The organism is Rhizobium grahamii CCGE 502, from assembly GCF_000298315.2.
Taxonomy (GTDB): domain Bacteria; phylum Pseudomonadota; class Alphaproteobacteria; order Rhizobiales; family Rhizobiaceae; genus Rhizobium; species Rhizobium grahamii.
On sequence record NZ_AEYE02000004.1, the window covers coordinates 206,885 to 224,649 of the forward strand.

General features: G+C 60.2%; 18 protein-coding genes. 10 read left to right on the top strand and 8 right to left on the bottom strand.

The window, feature by feature from the left end:
• Nucleotides 1-95: 95 nt before the first annotated feature.
• From RGCCGE502_RS03850 to RGCCGE502_RS03860, 3 genes are all read left to right on the top strand, one after another.
• Nucleotides 96-1,088 (top strand): MBL fold metallo-hydrolase, encoded by a 993-nt coding sequence (locus RGCCGE502_RS03850; RefSeq protein ID WP_016552853.1) that lies wholly within the window; start codon nt 96-98, stop codon nt 1,086-1,088.
• Between the two features lie 178 nt (nt 1,089-1,266).
• Nucleotides 1,267-2,751, top strand: a complete 1,485-nt coding sequence (gene guaB / locus RGCCGE502_RS03855; protein ID WP_016552854.1) for an IMP dehydrogenase — start codon at nt 1,267-1,269, stop codon at nt 2,749-2,751.
• A gap of 2 nt (nt 2,752-2,753) precedes the next feature.
• The gene (locus tag RGCCGE502_RS03860; RefSeq protein ID WP_016552855.1) at nt 2,754-3,314 is read left to right on the top strand and encodes a hypothetical protein; all 561 of its coding nucleotides are present in this window, start codon (nt 2,754-2,756) and stop codon (nt 3,312-3,314) included.
• Nucleotides 3,315-3,316: 2 nt separating this feature from the next.
• Here the strand turns inward: RGCCGE502_RS03860 and RGCCGE502_RS03865 are convergent, their stop codons facing one another.
• Nucleotides 3,317-4,231: a LysR family transcriptional regulator gene (locus RGCCGE502_RS03865; RefSeq protein WP_016552856.1), complete on the bottom strand. Its 915-nt coding sequence runs from the start codon at nt 4,229-4,231 to the stop codon at nt 3,317-3,319.
• Between the two features lie 97 nt (nt 4,232-4,328).
• Here RGCCGE502_RS03865 and RGCCGE502_RS03870 point away from each other — a divergent pair, with 97 nt between their 5' ends.
• From RGCCGE502_RS03870 to RGCCGE502_RS03880, 3 genes are all read left to right on the top strand, one after another.
• The gene (locus tag RGCCGE502_RS03870; RefSeq protein WP_016552857.1) at nt 4,329-5,084 is read left to right on the top strand and encodes an SDR family oxidoreductase; all 756 of its coding nucleotides are present in this window, start codon (nt 4,329-4,331) and stop codon (nt 5,082-5,084) included.
• A 101-nt stretch (nt 5,085-5,185) separates the two neighbouring features.
• Complete coding sequence (locus RGCCGE502_RS03875; RefSeq protein ID WP_016552858.1) at nt 5,186-5,608, top strand: MAPEG family protein; 423 nt, start codon at nt 5,186-5,188, stop codon at nt 5,606-5,608.
• 106 nt (nt 5,609-5,714) lie between these two features.
• Complete coding sequence (locus RGCCGE502_RS03880) at nt 5,715-6,590, top strand: dienelactone hydrolase family protein (RefSeq protein WP_016552859.1); 876 nt, start codon at nt 5,715-5,717, stop codon at nt 6,588-6,590.
• On the opposite strand, the gene RGCCGE502_RS03885 is transcribed toward RGCCGE502_RS03880, so the two are convergent.
• The gene (locus tag RGCCGE502_RS03885; protein WP_019279663.1) at nt 6,591-7,496 is read right to left on the bottom strand and encodes a hydrogen peroxide-inducible genes activator; all 906 of its coding nucleotides are present in this window, start codon (nt 7,494-7,496) and stop codon (nt 6,591-6,593) included. It lies immediately after the preceding gene.
• A gap of 375 nt (nt 7,497-7,871) precedes the next feature.
• On the opposite strand from RGCCGE502_RS03885, the gene RGCCGE502_RS03890 reads away from it, so the two are divergent.
• Nucleotides 7,872-8,504: a TetR/AcrR family transcriptional regulator gene (locus RGCCGE502_RS03890; RefSeq protein WP_016552861.1), complete on the top strand. Its 633-nt coding sequence runs from the start codon at nt 7,872-7,874 to the stop codon at nt 8,502-8,504.
• A gap of 3 nt (nt 8,505-8,507) precedes the next feature.
• Here the strand turns inward: RGCCGE502_RS03890 and RGCCGE502_RS03895 are convergent, their stop codons facing one another.
• Nucleotides 8,508-9,464, bottom strand: a complete 957-nt coding sequence (locus RGCCGE502_RS03895) for a LysR substrate-binding domain-containing protein (protein ID WP_016552862.1) — start codon at nt 9,462-9,464, stop codon at nt 8,508-8,510.
• 201 nt (nt 9,465-9,665) lie between these two features.
• On the opposite strand from RGCCGE502_RS03895, the gene RGCCGE502_RS03900 reads away from it, so the two are divergent.
• Nucleotides 9,666-9,965, top strand: coding sequence for a YjiS-like domain-containing protein (locus RGCCGE502_RS03900; protein WP_016552863.1), 300 nt, complete (start codon nt 9,666-9,668; stop codon nt 9,963-9,965).
• Nucleotides 9,966-10,051: 86 nt separating this feature from the next.
• Here RGCCGE502_RS03900 and RGCCGE502_RS03905 read toward each other — a convergent pair whose 3' ends face one another.
• From RGCCGE502_RS03905 to RGCCGE502_RS03925, 5 genes are all read right to left on the bottom strand, one after another.
• On the bottom strand, nt 10,052-10,912 hold the full coding sequence (locus RGCCGE502_RS03905; protein WP_016552864.1) for a DUF937 domain-containing protein: 861 nt from the start codon (nt 10,910-10,912) through the stop codon (nt 10,052-10,054).
• A gap of 86 nt (nt 10,913-10,998) precedes the next feature.
• Complete coding sequence (locus RGCCGE502_RS03910) at nt 10,999-12,372, bottom strand: glutamate--cysteine ligase (RefSeq protein WP_016552865.1); 1,374 nt, start codon at nt 12,370-12,372, stop codon at nt 10,999-11,001.
• Nucleotides 12,373-12,521: 149 nt separating this feature from the next.
• Nucleotides 12,522-13,259 carry a 16S rRNA (uracil(1498)-N(3))-methyltransferase gene (locus tag RGCCGE502_RS03915; RefSeq protein WP_016552866.1) on the bottom strand — a complete coding sequence of 246 codons (738 nt, stop codon included), beginning with the start codon at nt 13,257-13,259 and terminating at the stop codon, nt 12,522-12,524.
• Between the two features lie 13 nt (nt 13,260-13,272).
• Nucleotides 13,273-14,769 (bottom strand): inorganic phosphate transporter, encoded by a 1,497-nt coding sequence (locus RGCCGE502_RS03920; RefSeq protein WP_016552867.1) that lies wholly within the window; start codon nt 14,767-14,769, stop codon nt 13,273-13,275.
• A 64-nt stretch (nt 14,770-14,833) separates the two neighbouring features.
• Complete coding sequence (locus RGCCGE502_RS03925) at nt 14,834-15,346, bottom strand: NUDIX hydrolase (protein WP_016552868.1); 513 nt, start codon at nt 15,344-15,346, stop codon at nt 14,834-14,836.
• 254 nt (nt 15,347-15,600) lie between these two features.
• Between RGCCGE502_RS03925 and RGCCGE502_RS03930 the strand changes: the two genes are divergently transcribed.
• Together RGCCGE502_RS03930 and RGCCGE502_RS03935 are read left to right on the top strand one after the other, a co-directional pair.
• Nucleotides 15,601-16,491, top strand: a complete 891-nt coding sequence (locus RGCCGE502_RS03930; protein WP_016552869.1) for a LysR substrate-binding domain-containing protein — start codon at nt 15,601-15,603, stop codon at nt 16,489-16,491.
• Nucleotides 16,492-16,584: 93 nt separating this feature from the next.
• On the top strand, nt 16,585-17,742 hold the full coding sequence (locus tag RGCCGE502_RS03935) for an adenosylhomocysteinase (protein WP_016552870.1): 1,158 nt from the start codon (nt 16,585-16,587) through the stop codon (nt 17,740-17,742).
• The last annotated feature ends 23 nt before the right edge of the window (nt 17,743-17,765 follow it).

Genomic DNA, 17,765 nt, shown 5'->3' on the forward strand with positions numbered 1-17,765 from the left:
ATATGTTCGTTTCGGCCAGCTGCAAGAAAGACTGCAGCAGGTCGTTACTGGGGGCTGTGCGGCAATACCGCGGCACGCTATTGGAAGGATGGGATATGGCAGTACCGTCGGGGATGAAACGGCGCACCTTGTTTGTCGCGGGCATTAGCCTGCTGGCGGCGCCGATGATTTTGAAAGAATCGGCCGCACTGGCCGCAAGTGGAGACAACACCAATATGGATGCGACACCGCAGCCCCAGTTCAATCAGTTCAAGCTCGGCTCCTTCAAGTTCACCGTCTTCAAGGACGGCGCCACGATTGCCGAAAAGCCCTATGAAACCTTCGGGACCAACCAGAAGCCCGAAACCGTCCAGGAACTGCTCGCGAAGAATTTCCTGCCGGGCGACAAGTTCGTCAACTCTTACGCTCCGACGCTGATCGACACCGGCTCGGATGTGATCCTCGTCGACACCGGCTTTGGCGAAGGCGGCCGCGCCCGGGGCAGCGGCCTGCTTCGCGATGGCCTCAAGGCGGCTGGCTATTCGCCTGACGACATCACGGTGGTCGCGCTTACGCACCTGCATGGCGATCACATCGGCGGCCTGCTGGAAGGCGGGGCCCCAGCCTTCAAGAATGCCCGCTACGTCATCGGCCAGATCGAATACGACTTCTGGACCGACAAGGCCCGCGAAGGTACGCCGGCCGAAGGCGGTCACAAGGCGGTTCTCGCCAACGTGGTGCCCATTGCCGAGAAGGCGACGTTCATTGGCGATGGCGGGACCATCGCAAGCGGCATCACGGCGATGCTGGCACCCGGCCACACACAGGGTCACATGGTTTTCCACGTGGAATCCGAGGGCAAGCGCTTGGTGGCGACGGGCGATACCGCCAACCACTATATCCTGTCATTGCAGAAGCCCGACTGGGAGGTCCGTTTCGATATGGACAAGGCCCAGGCAGCCGCGACCCGTCGCAAGGTGTTCGGCATGATCGCCGCCGAGAAGATTGCCTTTGTCGGCTACCACATGCCGTTCCCTTCGGTCGGCTTCGTCGAGACCTACGAGGACGGCTATCGCTTCGTTCCGAAGACCTATCAGTTCGACCTGTGAGGTCGCTGCATGGCAGCCATACCGGGCCCGGCGGACACGCCGGGCTTTTTGCTATTCCCTTCCTGTCATAGACGTGTTACCAGCCCTCGCCAACTTCCAAAGCAACCCTTGCACACCGCCGGTGCGGACGATTCGTTCCGGGAGGCGTTGCATTTTTCTTAATTGAAGGAAATTGGCCATGGCTCGCATCATAGAAACGCCAACCGGTTTGGACGCACTCACCTTCGATGACGTGCTCCTGCAGCCCGGTCATTCCGAGGTTCTGCCCGGTCAGACGAGCGTCGCAACCCGCATCGCGACCGATTTCGAGCTGAACATTCCAATCATCTCTTCGGCCATGGACACCGTCACGGAAAGCCGCCTCGCGATCGCCATGGCGCAGGCCGGCGGTCTCGGTGTCATCCACAAGAACCTGACGCCTGCCGAGCAGGCCGAGCAGGTCCGACAGGTCAAGAAATTCGAAAGCGGCATGGTCGTCAACCCGGTCACGATCGGCCCCGATGCGACGCTCGCTGATGCGCTTGCACTGATGAAGATCCACAGCATCTCCGGCATTCCCGTCGTTGAGAAGACCGGCCGTCTCGTCGGCATCCTGACGAACCGCGACGTTCGCTTCGCATCCGATCCGAAGCAGAAGATCTACGAACTGATGACGCGCGAGAACCTCGTCACCGTCAAGGAAAGCGTCGACCAGCAGGAAGCCAAGCGCCTGCTGCATGCGCATCGCATCGAGAAGCTGCTTGTGGTTGATGGCGAAGGCCGTTGCGTCGGTCTCATCACCGTCAAGGATATCGAGAAGTCGCAGCTGAACCCGAATGCATCCAAGGATGCACAAGGCCGGCTCCGCGCCGCCGCAGCTGTCGGCGTCGGTGACGATGGTTTCGATCGCGCTGAGCGCCTGATCGAAGCGGGCGTCGACCTTCTCGTTGTCGATACCGCGCATGGCCATTCGCAAGGCGTTCTCAATGCCGTGGCGCGCGTGAAGAAGCTGTCTAACTCCGTGCGCGTCATGGCCGGCAACGTCGCCACATCTGATGGCACCAAGGCGTTGATCGATGCCGGTGCGGATGCCGTCAAGGTCGGTATTGGGCCGGGCTCGATCTGCACCACGCGCATCGTTGCCGGTGTCGGCGTCCCGCAGCTCGCCGCCATCATGTCGGCCGTCGAGGCTGCGCGGGCTCAGGATATCCCCGTCATCGCTGACGGCGGTATCAAGTTCTCCGGCGACGTCGCCAAGGCGATCGCATCCGGTGCCTCCGCCGTGATGATCGGCTCGCTGCTCGCAGGCACCGACGAAAGCCCGGGCGAAGTCTATCTCTACCAGGGCCGTTCCTTCAAAGCCTATCGCGGCATGGGTTCTGTCGGCGCCATGGCGCGCGGCTCGGCAGACCGCTACTTCCAGGCGGAAGTGCGCGACACGCTGAAGCTCGTGCCTGAGGGCATTGAGGGCCAGGTTCCCTACAAGGGGCCTGTATCCGGCGTTCTTCACCAGCTCGCAGGCGGCCTCAAGGCTGCCATGGGTTATGTCGGTGGCAAGGACATCAAGGATTTCCAGGAGCGCGCGACCTTCGTCCGCATCTCCGGTGCCGGCCTTCGCGAAAGCCATCCGCACGATGTGACGATCACCCGCGAAAGCCCCAACTATCCGAGCGCTGGCGGCTGAGAATGAACGCGGGCAGCCGTATTCCGCTCTGGATTATCGCGCTGCTCGCGGCCATCTGCCTTGGCGTGCTTGCGTGGACGACATTCGGCTTTGTCGTCCCCTTCAAGCACGAGACCGGTCAAGCCGTTCTCGATGTCTATTTCGCCGGCTATGACGGGTTGACTGTCGGCCGCATGCAGCGGCTCCTAGGCGAGAACGAGATTGCAAATAGTCTTCTGCAGGCCATGTACGCCGGTCCCGAGCTGATCTTTCCGGCACTTCTGACCGCACTCCTCTTGCTGGTCTTGATGAAGTTGCGGGCGGGCGGGTCCTACTTTGCGCGTCCGATCAGTCCCGCCCTCATCAAGCTCATCTATGTGCTTCCCTTTGTTTACGGTCTTGCAGACTACGGCGAGAACATCGCCAGCTTGATTGCCTTTGGCGGCAGTGCCTGGGCGGACCCGGCCGCCGAGTTATTGCCATGGATGACACGGCTGAAATTCGCGAGCCTCGCCATCTGCCTTATCATCATCGCCCGTTTTGCTATAGTTCAGGCCATGCACCGCGGCGACGGCGAACGGTAGCCTCATCGCGGCCACCTCCAGGGCGGATTGGTAAGGCGGGCTGCCATGAATTCCGCCAATACCTCGACCTTTGCCGGTCTTGCGCGCGCAGATGGCGTGACAAAATAGAGTGCACCGCTCGGCAGGCTCCAATCAGTCAAAATCGCCTTCAAGCGCCCGTCAGCCAGGTATTCGCTGGCCATGAACTCCGGCAGTTCGCAGATCCCGAGGCCGCGCAGCGCCATCGGGATCAATGCCTCCGAGTTGGTCGCCCGGAGCGGACCGGTTGGTGTGACGAATTCCTCATCGCCAGCCTTGTTCGTCAGGCGCCAAATGTCCTGTCGGGGGCGGTAGGCATAGCCGAGGCAGTGGTGGGCGGCCAGCTCTCGTGGATGCTGCGGGCATCCGTATTTCTCGATATAGGCGGGCGACGCCAGAATGAACGGGGCAACGGGTGCAAGTCGTCGGGCGATCAGCGATGAGTCGGGCAGGACCGCGATGCGCAGCGCTGCATCAAAGCCTTCCGCCACAAGATCGACGCTCGCATCGCTCATGTGAAGGTCGATTGTGATGTCCGGGTAAAGCTCGAAGAAGTCAGGCAGGATCGGCGCAATCCAATGGACACCGAACGTCATCGGCGCCGCCAGCCGGATCAAGCCGCGCGGACGGCTCGACAGTTCGAGCGCCGCGTTCTCGATCTCCTCGGCATCCGTATAGATCCGCGACGCCCGTTCTGCGAGACGGAGGCCGAACTCGGTCAGCGATAGCTGGCGCGATGTGCGGTTGAACAGCCGGGCACCAAGCCTTTCTTCCAGGCGCGCGACGCCGCGCGAAACGGTCGCCACGGAGATGCCGAGTGTCTTCGCGGCGCGGGCAAACGACTGCTCTTCCGCCACTTTGGCAAACATTGCGAGGCCTTCGAAATCCGGCAGCTTCATCGTTTCATTTCTGCAATAATGGTTTTCATTTCTTTCTATTTCGAAACGATCGGCTCGTCCATATCTCCTGCTCAGTCGAACAAAAGGAGACGACGACATGACTCAGAGATTGAATGGGAAGATTGCCGTGATCACCGGCGCCACGTCCGGCATCGGCCTCGCCACCGCCAAACGCTTCGCTGCCGAAGGCGCCCGCCTCTTCATCACCGGGCGGCGCAGCGACGTGCTCGATGCCGCTGTTGCCGAGATCGGTGGCAACGTCACCGGCATCCAGGCCGATTCCGCCAAGCAGGCTGATCTCGATCGCCTTTTTAGCCGCGTCAAGGAGGAGGCTGGTCGCATCGACGTTCTCTTCGTCAATGCAGGCGGCGGCTCATTCGCGCCGATTGGCCAGATCACCGAAGAGCAGTTCGACGACACATTCAATCGCAATGTGAAGGGCGTGCTTTTCACGGTGCAAACGGCGCTGCCGCTGCTGGGCAACGGCTCGTCTGTCATTCTCACGGGCTCGACCGCGGGCGCGACTGGTACGCCAGCCTTCAGCGTCTACGCCGCCTCCAAGGCAGCGATCCGCAACTTCGCGCGCAACTGGATTCTCGATCTGAAGGATCGCGGCATCCGCATCAATACCCTCAGCCCCGGCCCAACCGAAACGACCGGTCTGGTCGAGCTCGCAGGCAAGGACAAGGCACAACAGCAGGGTCTTCTCGACTATCTCGGCTCGCAAGTTCCGATGGGCCGCGTCGGTCGCGCCGAAGAAATCGCGGCTGCCGCCCTTTTCCTTGCTTCGGATGAATCGAGCTTCGTTACGGGCGCAGAACTCTTCGCCGATGGCGGTATCGCTCAGGTCTGATATCAGCCGTGCCCGCCGCAGAACTGCGGCGGGCATTTGCGGCGTTGGCGGTTTTCCTCTACAGCACGGAAATAAAACGGAAAACTGCAAGGGAAGACAGCATGACCGGCTACGAGATGTTTTGGCCCATTATCGCCCACGTAGCCTTGGTCTATTTGCTCTACATGCTGCTCGGCTATCGCCGTCGTCAGCTCGTTCAGGCAGGCAAGGTCCGCCGTTCGAACTATCGCGAAAACCGCGATGAACCGCCGGAAGGCCTCGTCGTCAAGAATTGCCTTGCCAATCAGTTCGAACTCCCCGTTCTGTTTTATGCCTGCTGCGTCCTTCTCTACATGACCGAAGCCGACAATCTGGTTGCCGTCGTCCTGGCCTGGATCTTTGTCGCGCTTCGCTATCTGCACGCCTTCGTGCACGTTACCAGCAATGACCTTCGATACCGCAGTCCGCTCTTTGCTGCCGGCTACGTCGCGCTTGGGGCCATGTGGGTGTGGCTCGCCGTCTGGATGGTTTTTCCCAACGGCTGATCGGCGTAGCAGCCTGAAGTAACGCAGTTTTGTTCCTGCGTTACTGGTCGCTGACCTATCTTCCCCGACAGGCGAAAGCCAACAGGTAGGGAACGGGAGACCTCACATGGACAAGCCGGAAATCACGCAGGCGATGATCAACGCCTACGACGAATACACGCATCTGACACTCGACCGTCGCAACTTCATGGACAAGCTGGCGAAACTGGCCGGTTCTGCCGGTGCAGCGGCTGTGATCGCGCCGATGCTTGCTGCCAACAAGGCGAGCGCGGAGATGATCTCGGCCGATGACAAGAGGCTGGTGGCCAAGGACGTCACGTATCCCGGCGGCACCGGCGAAATGAAAGGCTACCTCGTCGAACCCAAGGATGCCTCGGGAAAACTTGGCGCCGTGATCGTCGTCCACGAGAACCGCGGCCTCAACCCGCATATCCGCGACGTTGCGCGCCGCATGGCGCTGGAGGGCTTCATCGCGCTGGCCCCGGACTTCCTTTCCCCTCAGGGCGGTACGCCTGACAACGAGGACAAGGCTCGCGACATGTTCGGTAAGCTCGATCGGCCCGCCACTGTGGCGAACGCCGAGGCGACGCTTACCTATTTGACCAAGCTCGGCAATTCCAACGGCAAGGTCGGTGTGATCGGCTTTTGCTGGGGTGGCGGGCTCGTCAACGACTTCGCCACCAAATCACCGGAACTCAACGCGGGCGTGGCTTATTACGGCGCCCAGCCGCAGGCTGCCGACGTCCCTGGTATCAAGGCGGCGCTGATGCTGCATTATGCCGGCCTCGACGACCGCATCAACGCCGGCATCGACGCCTACAAAAAGGCATTGCAGGAAAACGGCAAGGACTTCCAGATCTTCGTCTACGACGGCGTCAACCACGCCTTCAACAACGATACGTCGTCGGCGCGATACGACAAGAAAGCCGCCGACCTTGCCTGGACGAGGACGGTCGAATTTTTGAAGAAGAACCTCGGCTGATCAGGCGGCCAGCTCGCGCGGGGTAGGGGCGACGGCAATGATCGCCTCCGCCAGCGCCTCCATCTCCTTGCCGCGATGGTTGCTGCGACGCCAGGCAAGGCCGATTTCGCGCGATGGCTGCGGATCGGTGAACGGAACGATGCGGATCGAATTGCGGCTGGTCTCGGTCGGAATGGCCATCTCGGGGATAAGCGTCATCCCCATGTCGTGCGACACCATCTGCAAGAGCGTCGCCATCGACGTCGCGCCGAAATTGACCAGGCTGCGCTTGCCGGCACTGCAGACGGCAAGGGCCTGGTCGCGCAGGCAATGTCCCTCCTCGAGCAGGAGCAGGCGATCGACATTCACCTCGTGCTCGGTCAGCGGTGATGTCAGCACGGCCTCACCGTTATCCGCCACCGCCATGAAGAAGCGGTCGGTGAAGAGTGGCCGCGTCTGGATGCCTTCAATATCGAGCGGCAGGGCCGCGATGACTGCGTCGAGCTTTCCAGTCAAAAGATCCGCCATCAAACGATCTGTGACCGCTTCCCGCAATTCCACCTCAACGCTGGGATAGGCCTTGCGCAAGTGCGGAACGAACTGTGGAACGAGGTAGGGGGCAATGGTCGGAATGATCCCGATGCGGATCAGGCCTTCGAGCGTGCCGCCGCCCTTTCTAGCGGTCTGTTCGAGCAGATCGACCTGATGCAGAATGGCGCGGACGTAGTGCAGCACTTCCTCGCCCTTGGGAGTCAAGATGGTGCTCTGCCGGGTTCGTTCGACCAGCTTGGCGCCGAGGTACTCTTCCATCTCCATGATCTGTGTCGATAGAGCAGGCTGGCTGATGTGGACCATTTCAGCCGCCCGGCCGAAATGGCGTGTCGTTGCCAGCGCATCGAAATAGCGCATCTGTCTCAGGGTCAGCATGATAAGTTCTTTCAATCGAATGTCTCAGTAAATACGATTGGAAGTTATCGAAGGTCAATCGAATTGCGACTGGGGCCGCTGGGTAGTCGACATTGTAGCAGCCGATGGTGGGATGGGTGCTGCGACGCCGGCTACTGCGAATCGGTAGTGCCCAAACAAGCGGCACGAGCGCGCATCGACCGACCGCGATTGCGTTCGCTTGCGGTCGAAACTCGACCAAATCCGGGTGTATCACCCCGATTTTGCTATGCTTTTCTGGATCCGTGCAATCCGATCTATCTCGTTTACGAGTCGTGAAGACCTGCATGTCATATCGGCAAAAAGGCGCCGGCATGAATGTCCTCCGTCGCTCCACATAGAACAAATGGGAACGACATGAAGGTCGGAAGTTTGGATCGCATTGGCCTCCGCCGGAAGCCAAAGCAGGAACGCAGTATTCAAAGGCTCGACCTGATCTTGTCGGCCGCAGCAGCAATTATTGCCGAAAAGGGCGTAAGCGCCATGCGAATGACGGAACTGGCCGTCGCCGCCAAGGTGCCGATCGGTTCCGTCTATCAGTATTTTCCGGAGAAGGCCGCTATCGTCAAAGCGCTCTTCGACCGCCACGCTTCGGCAATTCAGGCGCGCATCGCTGAGGCCTTTGCTTCAGTGCACTCGGTCGATCACGCGCTTGAGGTGCTCGTAGCGACGATCGACTGGCACTATAACGACTATCGCAACGATGCCGCCTACCTTGGTATCTGGATGGGCACCGAGACCGATCTCGATCTGTTGCGCCTCAACATCGAGCACAGCAAGCGGATTGCCGACATTTTCCAGGATGCCGTCCGTCGCGTTGCGCCCGAACTCTCTGCCGCCGACATGCAGGCCAGAACCTACCTCTTCAGCCATTTGCTCGGCGCCTCGATCCGCCTTGCGGTCGTCAGCGAGGACTCGCTCGCCAAGCGCATTCTCGACGAATGGAAACGCGTGATCCGCACGGCCTTCCTCTCGCCGGTTGCTGCGTGACGCCTACCAGCTCGGAACGACGTTGGCGACCTTGAGGCGGGGCTGGACCCGCCCATAGGCGTTCTTCACATCAGGCTCCAGATTGTCGTCGACGACAGCGGGCGTGATGTTGTCGAGGCAAGCGGTGATATGGGCGGTGATCGCGTTCATCAGCGACAGGGATACGCCCGGCCGTTTCATGATGCCGATCTGGACCGGGGGGAGTGCCGGGAAGCCGTCCGCCTGGCTCAGCACTTTCATCCCGGTACGCAGTGCCGATTCCGGCATGACGGAAACGGCCATGCCAGCGAGCACCGCGGCCGCAACGACCGTGCACGACCAGCTGGTGAACAGAATTTGATGTTCGCGACCGACAGCATCGAGTGCCGAGCAGGCAAGCTGGCGCCACTGGCAGTCGCGACGCCCGACAGCAAGCGGCACCGGCGCATCGTCACGGATAGGATGGTTCGCCGAACCGACCCAGCAGAGGGGTTCGGTTCGCACGACGTCCGACATGCGCTCGCGCGGATTATGGGTCACCAGCGCGATATCGAGCTCGCCGCGATGCATGCGCTCGGCGAGGTCCACCGAAGGCTCGCACACAATATAGAGTTCGACGTTCGGATGCGTCTTGGCGAAGCGGCCAATGATCTCCGGCATGTAGCGGTCGGCATAGTCATCGGGCGTGCCGATGCGCAGCGTGCCCTCGAGACGGTTGTCGTCGAAGGCGGCGATCGCCTCGTTGTTGAGGCGGATCATGCGTCGCGCATAGTTCAAGAGCTTTTCGCCCTCGGCGGTCAGGCGGTTGCCGCGGCCGTCCTTGATGAAGAGCTGCTTGCCGATGCGCTCTTCAAGCCGCCGCATCTGCATGGAAACGGCCGATTGCGTCTTGTAGACCCTGTCGGCAGCCTTGGTGAAGCTGCCGGAATCCACGATTGCGATGAAAGTCTGCAACTGATCGATATCAAGAGGCGCTGACATGATCTCACCCATAAAGTTCTCTGATGGTAATCATTAGAAACATTCGTTGGACTGATCAATAGGTGTTTGGCATCTTCGGGATGCAAATCAAACAAAGTGAAGGACAGACATCCTGCCTGTCCGAACCGATTTCAACCGATGCCTTCCCGCTAGACCTCGCGGGAGGGGTGGGTTGTTGCGCGCCTATGAAAGGATCGTCCCATGCGCACGACAGACCGGATACTCGAACTCGACTGCAGCCCGACCTCGCTGACGTTTGGTCAGCGCGTCGCACATGGCTTTGCAACGCTGTCATCCGTACTGCGCGTGTTCCGCAATCGTATGGAGATCAACCGGCTGCACGAGCTCGATGACAATCAATTGAAGGATATCGGCCTTTCAAGGACCGATCTCACTTCCGCGTTCCTGGCGTCCACCTTCTTTGAAGATCCGTCGGAACACCTGACCCGCTCCGCGAGCGTTCGCGGACGTAAGTCGCTCTTCCGGTCCCGAAAGGATTAAGGCCGGCCCAGTTTTTCCCCGCAGGGTGATAGCCAATAGCCCTGCCTCTTGCCCGGTGCCGGCCTCCCAGCCGTCTCCGGGTTTTTTTATTCCTTGGGGGGAGTGGGGGGCGCCTTGGGCATATAGGTCTCGAAGATCGCTTCCATGCTTTTCTGGTAGTTCTTCTGGACCTCGAGCCCGCTATCGAACATGTTGTTCAGCATGTCCATGTAGTTTTCGGTTTCAGCCTTTGCCTGCTCCTTCGGCGCTTCGGCTGGTTTCGGTTCGACCGGCTTTCCGAGCGAGCCCATCATTTCCTGAAACGCCTTTGCGAAAGGATTGTCGAAAAACGGGTTGGTGACGGCCTTTTGGGCCTCCGGCTTCTGCATGCCGAACATCAGCTGCATCGCCTGCGTGAAAGGGTTGTCGAAGATGCTAGGCTCGGGTGCCGGCGCCTGCTTCGGCGCAAAGCCGGTGCTTTCAAGCCATTTCTGAATGCTTTCACCCATCGCGGTGTTGACGAACGGATTGACCGGCGCCGTCATCTGTCCCATCGACTGCTTGAAGAGGCCCCCCATCAGCGTGTCGGCCATCACAGGCAACATCTGCTTGTAGATCTCCTGTCCGATGCCGGTCATCTGGGCCGCCTGCGCCGCGACGGCCCGCGAGACTTCCTTGGAACCGAATAGCTGTGCGAGGATGTTGTTGCCGTCCGAGATACCTTGCGGCGTAAAGGCCTTGCTCATGTCCTCGAAATATTTTGCGTAGTTTCCGGAGGCGACCGCCTGCATCAGTCCCATGAAGTCGTAAGGGTTGCTGGTGCTTCGCTTCAGGCCGGCGGAAAACGCCGGCATCAGCGCCGCCATCGCCTTGGCGGTCTGCTCCTGAGCCAGATTGAACTGCTTGGAGACCGCATCCATCGCCGCGCCGTTCTGGGCCTGCATCATCATGTCGAAGAGTGGCAGCATGGTAATCCCCTTCCCGGTTTCGCAACGCGTAATTGCGTCACTATAGCCGGAAAAAGGAATGCGCAAACCCCTTTTTGTAGAAGGGCTTAGTATTGATATTCTTCGAAGACCGGCTCAACCGAACCGTTCCAGCGGCCGTGATAGAGCGCCAGCAGGTCCTCGGCCAACGTTGCCTTCTTGGCCATAACTTCGTCGAGCGGTGCAAGGAAGATGGTTTCGTCCTGGCCTTCCTTGTTGAGCTTGTTGCGCGCCCTCAGACCCGCCTTCGAAACGGCGATCACTTCGCGCGCGGTTTCATAGAGCTCATGCCCGCGGAACTTTGCCTTTAGGCCCTGGGAGGGGACGGCGTCACGAAGGGCGTTGACCTCATCGAATGTCCAGTCCTTGGTCAGCATATCCGCGTCTTCGAGCGCCGCGTCATCGTAGAGCAGGCCGACCCAGAAGGCCGGCAACCCACAGATGCGCCGCCAGGGTCCGCCATCCGCACCGCGCATCTCCAGAAAGCGCTTCAGGCGCACGTCGGGGAAAAGCGTCGAAAGATGGTTCGTCCAGTCCCCCATCGTCGGCTCCCATGCGGCCACTTCGCCCTTCAGCGCGCCGTTCATGAACTGCCGGAAGGTGACGTGGGTACAGTCGTGATAGCGCCCGTTGCGCACGATGAAATACATCGGCACGTCGAGGGCCCATTCGACATAGTCGTGAAAGCCGAAATCGTCGCGGAACGTGAAGTCGAGAAGACCGGAGCGATTGTTGTCGGTGTCGCGCCAGATGTCGCCACGCCAGGAGAGCAAGCCGTTGCGCTTGCCTTCGGTAAAGGGCGATGAGGCAAAGAGGGCGGTTGCCAGAGACTGCAGCTTCATCGAAACGCGCATCTTCTTGCGCATGTCGGCTTCCGAAGAGAAGTCGAGGTTCACCTGGATCGTGCAGGTGCGATACATCATGTCGAGACCCTTGGATCCGACCTTCGGCATGTAGCGGGTCATGATCTCGTAGCGGGATTTCGGCATGACCGGCGTCTCGGCCAGCGTCCACTTGGGGCTGCCGCCGATACCGAGGAAGCGGATGCCCATCGGTTCTGCGATCTCGCGCAACGTCGCCAGGTGGGTGTTCGATTCCTTGCAGGTCTCGTGGATCGTCTCCAGCGGCGCGCCGGACAGTTCGAACTGGCCGCCTGGCTCGATCGAGATGGCGCCCATTCCCTTCGGCTCGCCAAGGCCGATGATGTTGTCACCATCCATGATCGGATCCCAGCCGGATTTTTGCTGCAGTCCTTTCAAGAGCGCCGAAATGCTGGCCTCGCCGACGTACGGCACGGGGCTGTTGTCGGCACGAAAGAAGGCGAACTTCTCATGCTCGGTGCCGATGCGGAATTTTTCTTCAGGCTTGCTTCCCGCAGCAAGATAATCGGTCAGTTCCTGAACCGAAGAGAGTGGCGTCTGGTCGGTGGTATCGCGAGCCATTCAAGTCTACCTGCAATGGGAGAGCGCCTGGAAAAACCCGGGCAATTGGAAGGGTGATTAGGACCGCTCCCACGTATGTTGCAAGTGAAATTGTTTCAACGGTCCATCAAAAAAATAGCAGCATATTTCGGCCGCGACCGATCCTAAGGTTAATTCCAGTCGCCAATCGACGCCTGAATGACTGCCATGGCAGCCACCGCCGCCGTATCCGCCCTGAGGATCCGCGGCCCGAGCGGGATCGCGGTGACGAAATCGAGACTGCGCAGCCGCGCGCGTTCCTCCTCGGAAAAGCCGCCCTCCGGGCCGACGAGGAGCGCCAGCTGTCGCTCGCCGATTTTGGACAGGAGTGGCAGCGGGTTCTGTCCCGCATCGCCCTCGTCGCAATAGATGATGCGGCGGTCGCTCGGCCAAGCATCCAAGAGGTCGAACAACCTCACCGGCTCGGCAACTTCAGGGACGGCAAGAATACCGCATTGCTCCGCCGCCTCGATGACGTTTGCCCTGAGCTTGTCGAGATTGGTGATCTTGCCTTGCACATGTTGGGTCATCACCGGTCGCAGTGTGCTGGCACCCATCTCCACGGCCTTCTGCACCAGATAATCCAACCGCCCGACTTTCAGGGGCGCGAAGAGATAGTGCAGGTCGGAAGGGGCCGGTTGTGGTCGCGTCTGCTCCTCGGGGATCACAACAATTCGCTTCCGCGACGGGAAGGTCAGGCGTGCTTTCCACTCGCCGTCGCGACCGTTGAAAACGAGCAACTCGGCGCCTTCGGCCATCCGCAGCACGTTGGCGAGGTAGTTGAATTGATCTGCCGTCGCCTCCACTGCCGCTCCGGCAGCAAGAGGGGCATCCACGAACAGCCGTTGCATCCGGAAATTGGCGCGCATCGAAAGGTCCTGCTCAAACAAAGAGCGCGAACATAACCCAATAGATCATGGCTGCAAGCGCTGCGGAGGCCGGAACGGTGATGATCCAGGCAGCGATGATCGTCATGAAATGCGAACGGCGAACGAGATAGCGACGGCGAACCTCATGCGTGTTCGGATCTTCGGGTTCGTCGGTCGCGAAGCTTTCGGCCTTCCGGCGCATGTATGCGATGCGGCGCTTCGAATGCCGGGTGTACCACTCGCGGAAGAAGCCGACGCCGAAGACGGAGCCGACCGCGATATGCGTCGTGCTGACGGGCATACCGAGCCATGAGGCGACGATAACGGTGAAGGCCGTCGACAGCGCCACGCAATAAGCCCGCATGGGGTTGAGCTTGGTAATCTGCTCACCGACCAGCCGAATCAGGCGGGGTCCGAACAGCAGCAGGCCGACGGAGATGCCAAGAGCGCCGATCAGCAGCACCCAGATTGGCGGGTGCCCCTGCGCATCTTCAGCGGACGCCCCGACCGCCCTGACGATTGCCGACAACGGTCCGACGGCATTGGATACGTCGTTGGCCCCGTGCGCGAAGGAAAGCAGTGCTGCCGAACCGATCAGAGGGATTTGGAAGAGCACCCGCAGCGAGCTGTTGCGGTTTTCGAGCCCCACGGCCTTCCTTCGCACGAACAATCGCGCCGCAATCCAGCCGACGCAGCCCGCTCCCACTCCGAAAAGGACGATCGCGAGTGACGAAAACACGGCGGCTTCGAGTTGCAGCACCATATACGAGGTGAAGCCGCCGATCATCATGGCGATCAGTACGGGAACCCAACGCTGCGCCGCAGCAATCTTGTCGTCACGATAGATGATGAGGGTTTTGACCATAAAGAGCAGGCCGGCTGCGATCACCCCTCCAAGCAGAGGGGACGTCATCCAGGCAGAGGTTATCTCGATCATCACCCGCCAGTTCACTGGCTCCGGACCGACAGCACCGACGCCGGCTCCAATCACCGCGCCGACGATCGCATGCGTGGTCGAGACCGGCGCATTCATCCAGGTCGCAAGGTTGATCCACAAGGCGGCGGCCATTAGTGCCGCCATCATGATCCAGCCAAGCGTCCCCGGAGGCACCTGCACAGTATCGACGATGCTTGAGGAGATGGTCTTGACGACCTCGCCGCCGGCAATTGTCGCTCCAAGAATCTCGAAGATGGCGGCGATGACAAGTGCTTGCGCCATCGTCATCGCACGCGCGCCCACTGCTGCGCCGACGTTGTTGGTCACGTCGTTAGCGCCGATGTTCATGGCCATGTAGGCTGCGAGCGCCGCGGCGGCGACTACGAGGACGGCGCCCGGCCGGTCAAAGACATAGACGCCGGCAAAAAGCATCGCCAGCCCGAGAAAGACCAGACCGACACCGGGCGCCACCAGCTTTCGCGAAACGAACTTCGTCGCGTCCTCGACATGCGTAAGCTTGTCGAGATCCTTGTCGAGCGTTCGTTTCGTGAGAACGGCTGGTCGTTCGGGCATGCTATTCCTTGGCGTTCATTCCTGCTTTAACGTCGCCAAGTTTAGCAGTGCAAGATGGCATTATTCACTCAGCCGGAATTTGTTTTGGAATGCCTGCCGCGAATTGCTCCTGCATGCGGCGCTTGAAAAGCACAAAGATCTCCCGAAGCTCTGGTTCGTGGACGCGCGTCGCGCCTTCGTCGCAGGAAACCCACTCGGTCTTGCGCTCGCCCTTCTCTTTGAAGTTCTTGGCGATACTGGCGACTTCGAGTGCGTAGACCTGAACCCTGCAGGTTACGCTGAGGCCGTTCTTCAAGACCTTGGGATAGGAATAGGTGCCGAGGATTTCACTCTCGACCGTTCCGCGCACGCCGGCTTCCTCATAGGCCTCGCGGGCCGCGACCTCGTAGGCGGTACGTCCGTCCATCGGCCAGCCCTTGGGGATGACCCAGCGGCCAGTGTCGCGGCTCGTTAGCAGCAGCACCTCGATCTCGCCTGTCTTCTTCTTCACCCGATAGCAAAGCGCAGCATATTGTTGACGCGGCGGGCGCCTGAACATCAGCTGTACGTCAGAAGCGAGACGGGCGAGGAGAGTCAACGGTCGGGTCACCTTTTATTTTAGTTCCTTCGATCAGCTATATTAGTATTCACTGGAAAGCTTGCGCGATCCATACGTCTTTCAAGTTTTCCAGCGGGATTTGATACTTATCAATAGGCAGCTTCCGTTTCGCCACGGTTCGGAAAGTCCGCCAAATACTATCCTGATTCCGCCATTGCACAGGTGTTCAATGTGCACCCGTCTTGCATTCGGATCAACGACGGCGTCATGTCATACACTGTTATGTCAATACTATGGTCACCATGCGTCTTCCTCCTCTGAAAGCAGTCCGCGCGTTTGAAGCTGTTTGCCGTCACGGAAGTATTCTCGGCGCTGCCGCCGAGCTTGGGGTGGTCCGGGGCGCGGTGCGCCAGCAGATCTCAATTCTGGAAAGCTACTTCGGCGAGAAACTATTCGAACGCGACGGGAGGAAATTGGCTGCAACCACGAAAGCCGCGCAGTTCGCGGAGGCCTCCAACGCCGCACTTGCGACGCTGGAACGCGCCGCCGCAGATTTTGTCGGTGGGGGGCATCGCCGCATCCGCCTGGGCGTACCTTCCGCCTTTGCCATATGGTGGCTGATGCCACGGCTTGCAAACATGCAGGCTGCGCTTGGCGTCGTCGATGTCGATATCGTGCCGATGACGGTCGTCGAGCCGTTGGCCCTGCATCCTGAACTCGATGCGGTCATTATGGGCGCCGAATACCGGCCGGCGATAGAAGTGACGGCGGTCAAATTCATGGAGGACGAATTTGGGCCTGTCGCGACGCCCGATCTTGCAGACAGGATCGCGAGAGATCCTCGGCTGATGGCGGAGGTCACCACTCTTTTCAGCCGCACTGCGCCAACCCTTTGGCAGGAGTGGTTTGCCGAGAGCGGTACACAGGCAGTGATGTTTCGGCGCAAGCAGGAGTTTGAAGACCTGCTTCTGGCAATCGGGGCGGCCCGATCAGGAATCGGTGTCGTTCTCGCGCCACGCGCAGCCATCGAGGATGATTTGCAGCGCAAAGTGCTTGCGGCACCCTACGGCTTCGTTCGCCGATCGGCCGGCTACAGTCTGTCATGTCGCGACGCTGACGCGAAGAAGCCCGCGTTCTCCGCACTTCGAGATTGGTTGGTCCGGTTGGGCGCGGCAACCCAATAGGGCAGATTTTCTGCCCTATTGCGAAGAATTATCTCCATGGCCGAAAAGCGTGGCCGGGTCTAACACTGCATTAGCAGCAGAAGGACACGGGATATGCAGAGAGACGCAACGCGCATCGAATGGATCGGCAACAGCTGCCGATTGCTCAAGGCAACGGCGACGGAGTTCGAGAAAACCCAACCATTCGCCGGTCTGACCATAGGCACCGGTATCCATCTGGAGCCGAAGACCGTGGCGCTGCTGATGACACTCAAGGCCGGTGGTGCACGGCTGGTCTGCACCGGAAACCTGAACAGCACGCAGCCTTCGACTGTCGAGTTTCTTCGTTCGCAAGAGATCACCGTGTTTGCGACCCAGACGACGGACCCCGTCGCGCATCACAAGAGCTTGGAAGCGGTCGTCGCGGAAAGCCCGGATCTTCTCCTCGACAACGGCGGCGACCTCTTTGCGATCGCGGCCGAGGCGCCTTATGCCGGCCTTCTCGGGGGTACCGAGGAGACGACATCCGGCCGCACACGCCTGCTGCCGATGCGGGAAAAATTGAACATGCCGATCCTCGTCATCAACGACAGCCCGATCAAGCAGTTCGCCGAAAACAAGCATGCCGTCGGGCAGAGCCTGTTCGAAAGCTACATGCGCTTCACCAACCGCTCGACCAACGGCAAGCGTGTCACGGTCTTCGGCTACGGCGCCTGCGGCAAAGGCACTGCCGCCTGCTTCCGCAATGCGTTTTCAACCGTCAGCGTCGTTGATATCGATCCGGTGACGGCGCTGGAGGCGCACCTCGACGGCTTCTCCACGCCGCTGCGCAACGAGGCGATTGCCTCAGCCGACGTGCTTGTCACCGTTACCGGCTTTCCCGCGATCGTCACCGCGGCCGATCTTCCACTGATCAAGGATGGTGCGATCCTGATGAATGGTGGACATTTTCCGCATGAGATCGATGTTGCAGCGTTTCGACAGCACCCCGAAGTCGTCCGGATCGATCGCTATGAGGCGGATCATATCGAGACCTTGCACCTGAGGGATGGCCGCTCTTTCCATATTCTTGGCGGCGGGCATATGGCCAACCTTGCCGGCCCCCGGCCGCTCGGCAATTCCGTTGAATCGATGGATCTTGGTTTCACGCTGCAGGCGCGCTGCCTCGAGCGTGTTGCCAGGCGCGAAGTCGGCGCCGAGAGCTGTATCGTCCCGGTGCCGAGGGATATCGACGCGATGGTGGCAAGCGCCTATCTCGATATGGCGCGTTAAGGAGAGGGCGCGGCGATAGCCCG

Excerpts from the sequence above, each read along its gene's own strand:
- RGCCGE502_RS03880 (WP_016552859.1), top strand. The coding sequence starts at position 5,715 with ATGGACAAGCCGGAAATCACGCAGGCGATGATCAACGCCTACGACGAA.
- RGCCGE502_RS03930 (WP_016552869.1), top strand. The coding sequence starts at position 15,601 with ATGGTCACCATGCGTCTTCCTCCTCTGAAAGCAGTCCGCGCGTTTGAA.
- RGCCGE502_RS03935 (WP_016552870.1), top strand. The coding sequence starts at position 16,585 with ATGCAGAGAGACGCAACGCGCATCGAATGGATCGGCAACAGCTGCCGA.
- RGCCGE502_RS03865 (WP_016552856.1), bottom strand. The coding sequence starts at position 4,231 with ATGAAGCTGCCGGATTTCGAAGGCCTCGCAATGTTTGCCAAAGTGGCG.
- RGCCGE502_RS03885 (WP_019279663.1), bottom strand. The coding sequence starts at position 7,496 with ATGCTGACCCTGAGACAGATGCGCTATTTCGATGCGCTGGCAACGACA.
- RGCCGE502_RS03920 (WP_016552867.1), bottom strand. The coding sequence starts at position 14,769 with ATGCCCGAACGACCAGCCGTTCTCACGAAACGAACGCTCGACAAGGAT.
- RGCCGE502_RS03860 (WP_016552855.1), top strand. The coding sequence starts at position 2,754 with ATGAACGCGGGCAGCCGTATTCCGCTCTGGATTATCGCGCTGCTCGCG.
- RGCCGE502_RS03850 (WP_016552853.1), top strand. The coding sequence starts at position 96 with ATGGCAGTACCGTCGGGGATGAAACGGCGCACCTTGTTTGTCGCGGGC.
- RGCCGE502_RS03915 (WP_016552866.1), bottom strand. The coding sequence starts at position 13,259 with ATGCGCGCCAATTTCCGGATGCAACGGCTGTTCGTGGATGCCCCTCTT.
- RGCCGE502_RS03890 (WP_016552861.1), top strand. The coding sequence starts at position 7,872 with ATGAAGGTCGGAAGTTTGGATCGCATTGGCCTCCGCCGGAAGCCAAAG.
- guaB (WP_016552854.1), top strand. The coding sequence starts at position 1,267 with ATGGCTCGCATCATAGAAACGCCAACCGGTTTGGACGCACTCACCTTC.
- RGCCGE502_RS03895 (WP_016552862.1), bottom strand. The coding sequence starts at position 9,464 with ATGTCAGCGCCTCTTGATATCGATCAGTTGCAGACTTTCATCGCAATC.
- RGCCGE502_RS03905 (WP_016552864.1), bottom strand. The coding sequence starts at position 10,912 with ATGCTGCCACTCTTCGACATGATGATGCAGGCCCAGAACGGCGCGGCG.
- RGCCGE502_RS03910 (WP_016552865.1), bottom strand. The coding sequence starts at position 12,372 with ATGGCTCGCGATACCACCGACCAGACGCCACTCTCTTCGGTTCAGGAA.
- RGCCGE502_RS03870 (WP_016552857.1), top strand. The coding sequence starts at position 4,329 with ATGACTCAGAGATTGAATGGGAAGATTGCCGTGATCACCGGCGCCACG.
- RGCCGE502_RS03875 (WP_016552858.1), top strand. The coding sequence starts at position 5,186 with ATGACCGGCTACGAGATGTTTTGGCCCATTATCGCCCACGTAGCCTTG.
- RGCCGE502_RS03900 (WP_016552863.1), top strand. The coding sequence starts at position 9,666 with ATGCGCACGACAGACCGGATACTCGAACTCGACTGCAGCCCGACCTCG.